The sequence below is a fragment of the Luteimonas endophytica genome (assembly GCF_029887875.1).
Taxonomy (GTDB): domain Bacteria; phylum Pseudomonadota; class Gammaproteobacteria; order Xanthomonadales; family Xanthomonadaceae; genus Luteimonas; species Luteimonas endophytica.
Map to the genome: position 1 here is coordinate 36,330 of NZ_JARXRM010000028.1, position 12,586 is coordinate 48,915.

The window sequence follows — 12,586 nt, forward strand, 5'->3', positions numbered from 1 at the left end:
CGGGTCAGACCCCCGGGGCCTGCGAGGTGCCCGCCTGCCTGCGCGGGGCGATCCCGCTGCCCGGCAGCAGCGGCAGCGCCGACAGCACGGCCAGCACCCCCAGCGCCCAGCCCAGTCCGCCCTCGCCTCCCCGCGCCATCGCCACCACCACCGCGGTCGCACCCAGCGCACCACCCGCCCGCTGGACCACGTTGACCAGCGTGGTGGCATCGCCCATGCGCGGCGTCGCGGTGGCGCCATAGGCGGCCGTCATCGCCGGCATCTGCGCCCAGGCCAGGCCCACGCCGCGCAGCCCGAGCACCAGCGCGAGCCAGCGCCAATCGCCGCCGACCGGCAGGAACAGCGCGAGCGTGGACGCCACCAGCAGCCCGGCGCCGGCCAGCACCACCGGGCCGGCGCCGTGGCGATCGACCAGCGTGCCGGCCACAGGCAGCGCGAGCGCGCTGCCCAGGCCCATCGCCAGCAACAACAGGCCGACGGCGCCGACGTCCAGCCCCGAAGCGAGCATGTACAGCGGCAGCAGCAGCAGGCCGGCGTACATGTTGGCGCCGGTGAGCCCGGCAACGAGGGTGGCGCGGGCGAAGACCGGTCCGCGCAGCAGGCCGAGATCGATCAGCGGCCGCGGGCGGCGCAGGCTGCGCCAGGCGAAGGCACCGAGCAACGCCAACCCGGCACTTCCGCCCAGCAGCGCAGCGGGGTCCGGCCCCGACGCGCCCGCCTCCACCGCGCCGAGCAGCAGCAGCGGCAGCCCGAGCCCCGCCAGCAGCAGCCCCGCCACGTCGAGCCGCCTGTCGGTGCCCGCGGCGCCGGGCGGGACCCGCCCGGGCGCCAGCGCCAGCGCCACCGCCGCCACCGGCACGTTGATCCAGAACAGCCAGCGCCAAGAGCCGACCTCGAGCAGCGCGCCCCCCAGCGCCGGCCCGAGCGCCGGCCCCAGCGCGACCACCAATCCGAGCACGCCCATCAACCGCCCCAGCTGGCGCCGGTCCACCGCCTGTGCGATGACGGTCTGGCCGGCCGGCACCATCAGCCCGCCGGCCAGACCCTGCAGCACGCGCCCCCCGACCAGCCAGGCCGGGCCCGGCGCCAGCGCGCACAGGATCGAGGCGAGTGCGAACGCCACCGTGCTGGCGTACCACAGGCGCCCGGCGCCGAAGCGGGCGGCGAGGAACCCCTGCGCCGGCAGCGACATCGCCAGCGCCACAAGGTAGCCGGTGACCACCCACTGGATATGCGGCAGGGTGGCGTCGAAATCGCGGCCGATGGCATCGAGCGCCAGGTTGGCGACGGTGGAATCGAGCATCGCCATGAAGGCGCCGGCGCCGGTGACCGCCGCGAGCGCCCAGACGCGTCCGGGGATGGGTGGCGGTGCGGACGGCGGCATGGCGCGCATTGTCGCCGATCCCGCCGCAGCCAGCCGGGACCCGTCCCGGTCCGGCAGCGCGGTGGCGTGCCCATGCCGCGGGGACGATCCGGGTGGGCGGCTCCGTTCGGCGATCCAGTGGCGAATCGCCGGATCGCCCGGAGCGTCAGTGCGGCGCGGCCACCCAGCGCCAGGGAAAATCGGCGGCCTTGCTGATCCCGATCCGTGGGGTCACCAGGAGCGGCCGCGCGTCGTGGTGGCCGTCGTCCAGGATCGCCACGCGCTCGCCGGCCACCAGGTCCTCGCCGTCGTGGCCCCGGTCGATGCCGAAGGCCTGCCCCACCTTGCCGGGGCCGTTGGCCAGGTCGGCTTCGCGCCTGGGGCGCCCACGCGCCTCCCGCATCTTCCCGATCCCGGCAAGCGGCCGCACCGCGCGGATCAGCACCCCCGTGCCGTTGCCGCAGGTCGCGTTGCAGCACCAGTGCAACCCGTAGCTGAGGTACACGTAGAGATGCCCGGGCGGGCCGAACATGGTGGCGTTGCGCGCGGTCCTGCCGCGGAAGGAATGCGCGGCCGGGTCGTCGGCCCCGCGATAGGCCTCGACCTCGACGATGCGGCCGGCCCGGCCGTCGGCCACCGCGAAGACCCGGTGCACCAGATCCGGGGCGACCTCCAGCACGTCGCGATCGAAGAAGGCACGCGGCAGCGCGCGCCCGGACTCAGCGATCAAGGCCGCAGGGCACCGTGCGGTGCCGCCGTCGTTGGCGGAACGGAAGAGCTTCGCTGGGCCGAGGCTGGCGCATGGCCAAACTTTACCGGTGCGGCGCGCGCGTGGAGTGAACGGCCAGCCGGCGCTGCGCCCCGGGGTTCCCTGCCTACAATGGATCTCCACGTCCCCCGAGCCACGCCATGCCCGCCCCGCCCGTGATCGGCATCGTCGGCAGCCACGGCGCGTACGGCCGCTGGCTGCGCGAGTTCCTCGCCACGCGGATGGGGCTGGAGGTGCTGGGCGCGGACCCGGCCGATCCCGCCGGCCTGGACCCGGCGGCGCTGCTGGAGCGCAGCGACGTGCTGGTGTTCTCCGTGCCGATCCGCCACACCGCCGCCACGATCGACGAATACGCGCGCATCGCCGGCGGGCGCGAGCACCGGCAGCTGTGGCTCGACCTCACCTCGATCAAGGCCGCGCCCGTGGCGGCGATGCTGCGCTCGCGCGCGGAGGTCGCGGGGCTGCACCCGATGACCGCGCCACCGAAGGGCCCGACCCTCAAGGGGCGGGTGCTGGTGGTCTGCGAGGCGAGGCTCGCGCGCTGGCGCGGCTGGCTGCGCGAGCTGCTGGACGCGCTCGAGGCGCAATGCGTGCACAGCGATCCCGACCGCCACGACCGGGTGATGGCGCTGGTGCAGGCGATGGTGCACGCCACCCACCTGGCCCAGGCCGGGGTGTTGCGGCAGCATGCCGCCGGGCTCGGGAGCCTGGAAGGGCTGATGCCGTACCGTTCGGCGTCGTTCGAGCTGGACGCGGCGGTGATGGCGCGCATCCTCTCGCTCAATCCGGCGATCTACGAGGACATCCAGTTCGAGAACCCGCACGTGCCCGGCGTGCTCGACGCGCTGGCCGGCGAGCTGGCGCGGCTGCGCGACGCGGTGCGCCGCGGCGGCGACGAGGGGCGCAGCGGTTTCCGGCGGCATTTTCTGCTGGACAACCGCGAGGCGTTCGGCGCCGGTGCGCTGCGCGAGGGCAACCATGGCTTCGAGCGCTTGGCCTGGCTGCTGGCGGACCTGGCGGAGACCCGGACGCTCAGCGTGCACCTGCCGCGGGACGAACCGGGCGCACTGCGGCGGCTGCTGCACGTGTTCGAGCGGCTGGGCATCAGCCTGTCGTCGATCCACTCGGCGCGCACGCCGGAGGGCGAGGTCCATTTCCGCATCGGCTTCGCCGCGGCGCTCGCGCCGGAGCTGCTGCTGGAGGCCGGCAGGCGGATCGAGCACGAGGGGATCGGCCGGCTGCTGTAGTCGCCACGCGCCCGCAGCGGGACACACGCCGTCCTCACCGGCGGGTTACCCTGCTGCACCCCGACCCCTCCAGAGCGCCCATGCACCTGTCCGGCATCCATCTGTACCCGGTCAAATCCTGCGCCGCGTTCGATGCCGGCAGCGCCGAGGTCGAACCGCGCGGCCTGCGCCACGACCGCCGCTGGATGGCGGTGGACGGCGACGGCCGGTTCCTCACCGGCCGCAAGCTGCCGCGCCTGACCCTGCTGCGCGCGCGGCCGGACGCGGACGGCATCGTGCTGCACGCCCCCGGCATGCCGGCCCTGCCGCTCCCCTCGGCGGCAATGGGCGAGCGGGTCCGGGTGACCGTGTGGAAGGACGCCGTCACCGCCCGCGCGGCGGGTGCCGCTGCCGACCAATGGCTCAGCGCCTTCCTGGAACAGCCCGCGCGACTGGTGCACATGGATGCCGGCGCCGCACGACCGCTGCGGCACGATCGCGCCCGCGCCGGCGACGAGGTCAGCTTCGCCGACTCGATGCCGTTGCTGCTGGTCACGCGCGCCGCGCTGGACGGACTCAACGCGCGGCTGTCGCGCCCGGTCTCGCTGCTGCGGTTCAGGCCGAACCTGGTGGTGGACGATGCCCCGGCCCATGCCGAGGACGGCTGGAGCCGCATCCGCGTGGGAGCGATCGAGTTCGACGTCGCCAAGCCCTGCATCCGCTGCGTGTTCACCACCGTGGACCCCGAGCGCGGCGAGCGCGATCCCGACGGCGAGCCGCTGCGGACCCTGCTGGATTACCGGCGCGGCGACGGCGGCGTCTCGTTCGGCCAGTTGCTGATCCCGCGCGGCACCGGGACCCTGCGGACGAAGGACCCGGTGGTAGTCGTCGCGTGAGCGCGGCGCCGGGGGATGGCCCGGCTCCGGTGCGCTAGCTGGCGAGAAGCACGCGGTTGATCCGCTGCACGAACGCCGCAGGATCGGCCAGGGACGCGCCTGCGGCGATCTCGGCCTGCTCCAGCAGCAGCCCGGCCAGGTCCCGCGACTTCGCCTCGTCGGTCTCGGCTTCCAGTCGCTGGACCAGCGCGTGCCCGGGGTTGATCTCCAGGGTCGGCCTGCTTTCCGGGAGGTCCTGGCCGGCCTCGCGCAGCAGGCGCACGAAGTGCGGCGCCATGTCGTGGTCGGCCAGCGCCAGGCAGGAGGGCGAATCGGTCAGGCGCGCGGACACCTTCACCTCCGCGACCCGGTCGCCGAGCAGGCCCTTGAGCTTCCGCAGCAGCGGTTCCGCGGCCTTCGTGGCCTCCTCCTGCTTCTCGCGTTCGCTTTCGTCCAGCGGCAGCTCGCCCTTGGCGACGTGCTGCAGCTTCTTGCCCGCGTATTCCCGCAGCGAGCCGAGCATCCACTCGTCGATGCGGTCTGACATCAGCAGCACTTCGATGCCCCTGGCCCGGAACGCCTCCAGCTGCGGGCTGCCCGCGGCGGCGGCGTGGCTGTCGGCGGTGACGTACCAGATGGTGTCCTGGCCCACCGCCATCCGCCCGATGTAGTCGTCCAATGAAACCGACTGCCCGGCTCCCTCGCCCTTCGTCGAGGCGAAGCGAAGCAGCTTCGCGATGCGCTCGCGGTTGCCGGCATCCTCGGCGATGCCCTCCTTGAGGGTGTTGCCGAAGGCCTTGTGGAACGCGGCGAACTTCTCGGGCTCCTCGCGGGCCAGCTTCTCGACGAGGTCCAGCACGCGCTTGACGCAAGCGCCGCGGATGCGATCGAGCTGGCGGTTCTGCTGCAACAGTTCGCGGCTGACGTTGAGCGGCAGATCGTCGGCGTCGACCACGCCGCGCACGAAGCGCAGGTAGCCCGGCAGCAGCTCCTCGGCGGCGTCCATCACGAACACCCGCTTGATGTACAGCTTCAGGCCCTTGCGCTCGTCGCGCCCGCCCATCATCAGGTCGAACGGCGGCTGCGCCGGCAGGTACAGCAGGGTGGTGAAACTCTGGCTGCCCTCGACGCGGTTGTGGGTCCAGGCCAGGGCATCGTTGAAATCGTGGCCCAGCGCCTTGTAGAAGGCCTGGTAGTCCTCGTCCGCGATCTCGTTGCGGGGCTTGGTCCACAGCGCCGAGGCCGAATTGACGGTGTCCCAGGCGCCGGCGGCGCCGTCCGCTCCGTCCGCGGTTTCCTTCGGCATCCGGATCGGGAAGGCCACGTGGTCGGAATAGCGCTGCACCAGCGAGCGCAGCTTCCAGCCGGCGAGGAACTCGTCCTCGTCGGGCTTGAGGTGCAGGATCACGGTGGTGCCGCGTTCGGGCAGTTCCACCGTCTCCAGGGTGTACTGGCCCTGGCCGTCGCTCTCCCATTTCACGCCCTCCCCGGCCGCCGCGCCGGCGCGGCGGCTGAGCACGGTGACGCGGTCGGCGACCACGAACCCGGAGTAGAAGCCCACGCCGAACTGGCCGATCAGGCGCGCGTCGGCCTTCTGCTCGCCGCTCAGGGCTTCGAGGAACCGGCGCGTGCCGGAGCTGGCGATGGTGCCGATGTTGGCCACCACCTCGTCGCGGCCCATGCCGATGCCGTTGTCGCGAACCGACACGGTGCGCGCCTCCCGTTCCCAGCTCACCTCGATGCGCAGTTCGCCGTCGCCGGCCAGCAGTGCCGGCTCCGCAATGGCCTCGAAACGGAGCTTGTCGCAGGCGTCGGAGGCGTTGGAGATCAGCTCGCGCAGGAAGATCTCCTTGTGCGAGTACAGCGAGTGGGTGACCAGGTGCAGGACCTGGGCGACCTCGGCTTCGAAGCTGCGGGTCTCGGTGGTGGCTTGGGTCATGGCGACTGTTCCGGGCTGGCGTCAGGCCCCGAGAATGGGTGCGGAGGCGGCGAATTCAACCCGCTTGCGGCCGGACCGGTCGCGATCAACCCCGCAGCGGCCACACCAGCAGCAGCATCGGGATGCTGACCGCGATCACCAGCAGCTGGACCGGCAGGCCGAGCCGCCAGTAGTCGCCGAAGCGGAAGCCGCCGGGGCCCAGGATCAGGGTGTTGTTCTGGTGCCCGATCGGGGTCAGGAAGGCGCACGATGCGCCCACCGCCACCGCCATCAGGAACGGATCCGCGCTGACCCCGAGCGCGGTGGCCGCGCCCAGCGCGATCGGGCACATCACCGCGGCGGTGGCGGCGTTGTTCATCAGGTCCGACAAGGTCATCGTCACCACCAGGATCAGCGCCAGGCCGACCACGGCATGCCCCTGGGCCACGGTGTCGAACAGGAAGCTGGCGATCAGGCCGGCGGTGCCGGTGGACTCCATGGCGCCGGCAACCGGGATCAGCGCCGCCAGCAGCACCACGACCGGCCAGTCGATCGCGTTGTAGACCTCCCGCGGCGGCACCGTGCGCAGCACCATGGACGCCAGCACCCCGGACGCGAACGCCACCGCTGCTGGCACCAGGCCGAAGGCCGCGGCGCCGATCGCCAGCGCCAGGATCGCCGATGCGGTGATCGCCTTGCGCCGGTCGGGGATGCGCAGCGCGCGTTCGGCCAGCGGAACCCCGCCGAAGGCCGTGGCCAGTTCGCCGATCGACTCCGGCGTGCCCTGCAGCAGCAGCAGGTCGCCCTCGCGGAACAGCTGCGAACGCAGCCGGGTCATCGAACGCCGGCCCTCGCGCGAGATCGCCAGCAGGTTGATGCTGTAGTGGGTGCGCAGCGCCAGGTCGCTTGCGGACCGCCCCGCCAGGGCCGAACCGGGGAGCACCGCGATCTCCTGCAGCATCACCGATCCCGCCCGCGGGCGTTCCTCGTCCTGCTTCGCCTTCTTCTCCGGTGCCGTGCCGTCTTCGCCGCCGTTGCCCGGTTCGCCGGCGTCGGCGTCTGCCGCCTGCCGGGACGCGGACGCGGGCGGCGGCCTGTCCGCGCGCTCGCGGTCCTCGCGCGAACTCGCGGGCGTCGCCGTGCCCTCTTCCCCCGGCGCGTCTTCCGCCGCCCCGTCGCCCGAGGCGCCCTCCTCCGCCGCCCCGTCCTCTTCCGCCTCGTCCTTGCGGTCCTTGTCGCGGACGGCTTCCTCCAGCCGCAGTCCCAGGCTGGACAGGGCATTGGCCAGCGAGTCCGCCTCGGCCTCGAGCACCAGGATGTCGCCCGCGCTGACCCGACGCAGTGGGTTGGGCGCGTGGACCCGGAACTCGCCCTGCACCATGCCCACCACCTGGGCATCGTGCTCCTCGAGCACCGCCTCGATCTCGCGCACGGTCTTGCCGACCGCCTTGGCGCCCTCCGGCACCCGCGCCTCGGTGAGATAGGCACCGGTGTCGAACCCCTCGGCGGCGGCATTCCGACGCGCCGGGACCAGCTTCCAGCCGCCGAGCACGATCAGCAGCACACCTGCGACCGCCACGGCGGCGCCGACCGGGGTGAAGTCGAACATCGAGAACGCCCCGGCGCCGGAACTATCGCGGAACCCGGCGACGATCAGGTTGGGCGGCGTGCCGATCATGGTGGTCATGCCGCCGAGGATCGAGCCGAACGCCAGCGGCATCAGCACCTGGCCCGGCGCCAGCGCCTGTTTGCGCGAGATCTGCACCGCCACCGGCATCAGCAACGCCAGCGCGCCAACGTTGTTCATGAACGCCGACAGCAGCGCGCCCAGGGCGGTGAGCGCCGCGATCGCGGCCATCGGCCCGGACGAGCCCGGCAGCACCGCGCGCGCCAGCGCATCGACCGCGCCCGAGGTCTGCAGCCCGCGGCTGAGCACCAGCACGCAGGCCACGGTGACCACCGCCGGATGGCCGAACCCGGCGAAGGCCTGGCCGGCCGGCACCAGCCCGCCCACCACGCAGGCCAGCAACGCAGCGGCCGCGACCATGTCGTGGCGCCAGCGCCCCCACAGGAACAGCCCGACCGTGGCGGCCAGGATCGCGAGGATCAGGATCTGTTCGAAGTGCATGGCGGCATCCGCGGGAGGACCGCTGAGCCTAGCGCAGTCGCGTCACCACGCCGCGATGGCGGCGCCGAGGCCGTTGGCCGCAGCCGCGTGGCCGCGGAGCGGCCGCCAGCGACGCCGGCGCTGCGGCCCGCAGGATCCGCGCTCCCGTCCCGGCGACGTCCCCGACCGGGACGCCCGGCCAGCTCAACGGGCGCGGCGCAGCTTGCTGTGCCGGTAGCCGTAGCCGAAGTAGATCGCGAAGCCGACCAGGGTCCAGGCGCCGAGGAGCGCCCAGTTGTACCAGCCCATGAAACCGACCAGCGCCAGACACGACGCGGTGCCGAGCACGCACACCACCGGCGCCAGTGGCACCCGGAAGGGGCGCGGCAGGTCGGGCCGCGTGCGCCGCAGGACCAGCACGCCGGCGCAGACCGTGGCGAACGCCAGCAGCGTCCCCATCGAGACCAGGTCGCCGAGCATGCCGAGCGGAAAGAACGCGGCCAGCAGTGCGGCCACCACCGCCACCACCACGGTGGCGCGATGGGGCGTGTGGAAGCGCGGATGCGAGGCGCCGAAGAACTTCGGCAGCAGGCCATCGTGCGCCATGGCGTAGAAGATCCGCGGCTGGCCCATCAGCATCACCAGGATCACCGAGGTGAGCCCCGCGACGGCCCCGATCTCGATCGCGAACTTGAGCCAGCCCAGCGCCGGATAGGCCTCCAGCGCGGTGGCGACCGGCTTGGCCGTGCCGAGCTCGGTGTAGGGCAGCATGCCGGTCAACACGGCCGCCACGACGATGTAGAGCAGCGTGCAGACCACCAGCGAGCCGAGGATCCCGATCGGCATGTCGCGCTGCGGGTTCTTCGCCTCCTGGGCAGCGGTGGAAACGGCGTCGAAACCGATGTAGGCGAAGAACACGATCGAGGCGGCGCGCAGCACGCCGGACCAACCGAAACGGTCCCCGCCCTCGTTCGGGGGGATGAACGGCACCCAGTTCTCCGGATCCACGTACTGCGCGCCGAAGCCGATCAGGGCGAGGATCACCACCACCTTGACCGCCACGATCGCCGCGTTGGCGGTGGCCGACTGGCGGATGCCGACATAGCACAGCACGCCGACCGCGCCGACCACCAGCACCGCCGGCAGATTGAACAGCGCGCCGGTCGCGGCGAACTCGCCGTTGGCATAGCTCAGCGGCGCCGAGGCGAACAGCGCCGGGAAGGTCCATTCGCTGCCCAGCATGCGCGCCACCGATTCCATCAGGCTGGTGGTGTAGGCCGACCACCCGACCGCGACCGCCGAAGCCGCGAACAGGTACTCGAGCACCAGGCTCCAGCCGACGAACCAGGCGAGCGCCTCGCCGAGCGTCGCATAGGTATAGCTGTAGGCACTGCCGGAAACCGGGATCATCGCGGCGAACTCGGCATAGCACAGCCCCGCGAAGGCGCAGGCGGTACCGGCCAGCACGAAACTGAGGATGATGGCGGGGCCGGCATGGTGCGCGGCGGCCTGCCCGGTCATCACGAAGATGCCTGCACCGATGATCGCACCGACGCCCAGCAGCACCAGATGCCGGGCACCGAGCACCCGGCGCAGCCCCGCCTCTCCGGCGAGGCTGCCTTCCACCGGTTCGCCGGCATCGACGTGCGGCGCCGGGGCGACCGGCTTGACGATCAGTAGATCTTTCAGCACGCGGGCATCCTCGGTGGTCGGCACGCCGGATGTCCGGCGGAAAGTGCAACTGCCCTCGGCAGGGGGCCGCGGCCGCGCTAGATTGCCAGAGCCCCGCGCGGCCCACCAGCACCCTCTCCGGCTTGGCGGCGGGTAGGGGTCGGGAGGCGGGCGCTCGGGCACATCGAGGGTGACGGCAGGGCCGCAGATGCGGATCGGCGGGCGTGCCTCGCGGTCCTGCACGGGCCGCCTGCGGCGACCCGGGGGACCACTCAGGCAGCCGCTGTCCGGACGCCGGCGCCGGGCTCGACGCGGTTGCGGCCGCCGGCCTTGGCCAGATACAGGCGCCGATCGGCCTCGGCGAGCATGGTCGAAAGGTCGCGGCCGCTGGTGCAGACCCCGACGCTGACCGTCAGGCGGATGCTGCGGCCGCCGTCCAGCGGGATCACCATGGCCGCGACGTCCGCGCGCAGGCGCTCGAAGTAGGCGCGCGCGGCATCTCCGGACAGGCCCGGGGCCAGCACCGCGAACTCCTCGCCCCCGAACCGCGACGGCAGGTCCTGCTCGCGGGCGTGCCGGGCCACGGCGTCGGCCACCGCCCTGATGGCGACGTCGCCGGCGTCGTGGCCGTAGCTGTCGTTGATGTGCTTGAAGTGATCGATGTCGATCATGCCGGCGGCCAACTCGGAGCGCTCGTCCTCGAACAGCTGCACGCCGCGGTCGAAGAAGTGGCGGCGGTTGGGCAGGCCGGTCAGGAAGTCGCGCGTCGCCAGGTCCTGCAGGGTGCCGATGAGATCGAGGTTGTCGACGTTCTGCGACACCCGGCAGAAGAACTCCTCGCGCGAATAGGGCTTGTGCAGGAAATCGTTGGCGCCGTGCTTTAGGAACTGCGCCAGCAGCGAGGGCGATCCGGAGCCGGAGATGCCGACGATCGACAGGCGGTCGCGGGCACGGGTCGCGCGCAGTCGCCGGATCAGTTCGAGCCCGTCGATGCCCGGCAATTCGTAATCGGTGATCAGCAGCCGCACCGAGGAATCCGCCGCGATCGCCGCCAGCGCCTCCTCGGCGGTACCCGCCTCGGCCACGCGGAAACCGTACATGCGCAGCAGCGATGCGGCCAGCGCGCGCGCCGATGGCGAGTCGTCGACCACCAGCGCGCCGATCCGGCGGTTGCGCTCCAGCCGCTGGGCCAGCCACACCAGGTAGTCGATGTTGCCGGGCGTGTTCTTGAGCACGCAGTCGACCACCGGACGCGACAGGATCTCCTCGCGGATGGCGTGGTCGTAGTTCCCCGAGACCACCACGGTCGGCACCCCTGCGCCGGCGAAGAAGTCGAGGATCGCGCCAGGCTCGGCATCGGCCAGCACCAGCCCCGTGAGCGCCAGGAAGTACCGGCCCGGCTCGGCCAGCGCCTCCCGCGCCTCGGCCAGAGAAGCCACCACGGTGACCGGCAGCCCCAACCGTTCGCCCACCGCGGTGGCCACCATCGCCGCGAACGAGCGCGAGTTGTCCACCAGCAGGATCGCGCTGGTACGCGCTCCGGACCGGGAACCGCCCGCCGCGACGCTGCGGATGATCGGATGCAATGGAACCCCACGATAGCCAGGTTGCCAGCCGGATATCGACCGTCGACCGGGAATCTGTAGTCGCTGGGCGGATCCGCCCGGCGACGCGACGCGGCGGGCTTGACCGGCACGCGCGCCGCGTCGCAGGCTTCGCGCTCCGCCCCGCCGGGACCTTCGGGACAGCGCCGCGCCATGACAGCCGAACTGCAGATCCGCCTCGACCCGCTGAGCGGACCGGAGATCGCCGGCCTGCTGCAGGAGCACCTGGACGACATGGCACGCCACTCGCCGCCCGAGAGCATCCACGCGCTGGACCTGGCCCGGCTGCGTGCGCCGGGCGTCACCTTCTGGAGCGGGTGGTTCGGCGACGAGCTCGCCGGCTGCATCGCGCTCAAGGAACTCGACCCGCTGCGCGCCGAGCTCAAGTCGATGCGCACCTCCGCCCGGCACCTGCGCAAGGGCGTGGCGGCCGCCCTGCTCGCGCACGTGCTGGAGGAGGCGCGGCGCCGCGGCTACCGCCGACTCAGCCTGGAGACCGGCTCGATGGCGGCGTTCGCCCCGGCCCGGGCGCTGTACGCGCGCCACGGCTTCGGCCCGTGCGCACCGTTCGGCGACTACCGCCAGGATCCCCACAGCGTCTTCATGAGCCGGACGCTCTAGGGGCGTCCGGCCGGCCGGGCGCCGCCGGCCGCCCTCCTCCCGTCGCGCGCCGGTCGGCCGCCATCGTGGAACGTGATGGCCGTTCTTGAATCGCCCTCCGGCCTGTGACTAGATCGGCGCGTACCGGAGGCATGGCCGATCGTCCGTGGCATCTTCACCGTCATCGCGTCGTCCGGACATGTGCGCCCGGTACATGGTGTTTCCTCAAACAACGGAAGGAGAGGAGCTATGAATGGTGCAATGCACGAGCCGGGCGTGGTAGCCCAATGGCGCAACGACGCGGATGCCGGCAATCCCGCCGGGCCGTTGTTCATATCGGGGGAATACGCCGAGGCCGATATCGTCTCGGAGAAGCAGCGGGCGACGTTCTTCACCCTCTGCGGCTGCGGCACCGCATGCACGGGTTCCCAGACCCGGCAGTGCTGCTGAAGC

General features: G+C 72.4%; 10 protein-coding genes. 4 read left to right on the forward strand and 6 right to left on the reverse strand.

Annotation, left to right across the window (positions count from 1 at the left end; genetic code table 11):
• Nucleotides 1-4 precede the first annotated feature (4 nt).
• Nucleotides 5-1,384, reverse strand: a complete 1,380-nt coding sequence (locus QFW77_RS07580) for a DHA2 family efflux MFS transporter permease subunit (protein WP_280573853.1) — start codon at nt 1,382-1,384, stop codon at nt 5-7.
• A 145-nt stretch (nt 1,385-1,529) separates the two neighbouring features.
• Entirely contained in the window at nt 1,530-2,093 is a 564-nt protein-coding gene (locus QFW77_RS07585; protein WP_331487888.1) for a DNA-3-methyladenine glycosylase, read from the reverse strand.
• A 179-nt stretch (nt 2,094-2,272) separates the two neighbouring features.
• Between QFW77_RS07585 and QFW77_RS07590 the strand changes: the two genes are divergently transcribed.
• Both QFW77_RS07590 and QFW77_RS07595 read left to right on the forward strand, forming a co-directional pair.
• A complete protein-coding gene (locus tag QFW77_RS07590; protein WP_280573854.1) occupies nt 2,273-3,379 on the forward strand; it encodes a prephenate dehydrogenase in 1,107 nt (368 codons plus the stop codon).
• Between the two features lie 80 nt (nt 3,380-3,459).
• The gene (locus tag QFW77_RS07595; protein WP_280573855.1) at nt 3,460-4,254 is read left to right on the forward strand and encodes an MOSC domain-containing protein; all 795 of its coding nucleotides are present in this window, start codon (nt 3,460-3,462) and stop codon (nt 4,252-4,254) included.
• 34 nt (nt 4,255-4,288) lie between these two features.
• Here the strand turns inward: QFW77_RS07595 and htpG are convergent, their stop codons facing one another.
• The 4 genes from htpG to QFW77_RS07615 all read right to left on the reverse strand — a co-directional run bounded on the left by htpG (nt 4,289) and on the right by QFW77_RS07615 (nt 11,515).
• Nucleotides 4,289-6,172 (reverse strand): molecular chaperone HtpG, encoded by a 1,884-nt coding sequence (gene htpG, locus QFW77_RS07600; RefSeq protein WP_280573856.1) that lies wholly within the window; start codon nt 6,170-6,172, stop codon nt 4,289-4,291.
• Between the two features lie 85 nt (nt 6,173-6,257).
• On the reverse strand, nt 6,258-8,279 hold the full coding sequence (locus tag QFW77_RS07605; protein ID WP_280573857.1) for an SLC13 family permease: 2,022 nt from the start codon (nt 8,277-8,279) through the stop codon (nt 6,258-6,260).
• Nucleotides 8,280-8,462: 183 nt separating this feature from the next.
• Nucleotides 8,463-9,950 (reverse strand): amino acid permease, encoded by a 1,488-nt coding sequence (locus tag QFW77_RS07610; RefSeq protein ID WP_280573858.1) that lies wholly within the window; start codon nt 9,948-9,950, stop codon nt 8,463-8,465.
• A 251-nt stretch (nt 9,951-10,201) separates the two neighbouring features.
• Nucleotides 10,202-11,515: a diguanylate cyclase gene (locus QFW77_RS07615; RefSeq protein WP_425603291.1), complete on the reverse strand. Its 1,314-nt coding sequence runs from the start codon at nt 11,513-11,515 to the stop codon at nt 10,202-10,204.
• A gap of 171 nt (nt 11,516-11,686) precedes the next feature.
• Between QFW77_RS07615 and QFW77_RS07620 the strand changes: the two genes are divergently transcribed.
• Nucleotides 11,687-12,154: a GNAT family N-acetyltransferase gene (locus QFW77_RS07620; RefSeq protein WP_280573859.1), complete on the forward strand. Its 468-nt coding sequence runs from the start codon at nt 11,687-11,689 to the stop codon at nt 12,152-12,154.
• Between the two features lie 228 nt (nt 12,155-12,382).
• A complete protein-coding gene (locus tag QFW77_RS07625; RefSeq protein ID WP_280573860.1) occupies nt 12,383-12,583 on the forward strand; it encodes a DUF6229 family protein in 201 nt (66 codons plus the stop codon).
• Nucleotides 12,584-12,586 lie beyond the last annotated feature (3 nt).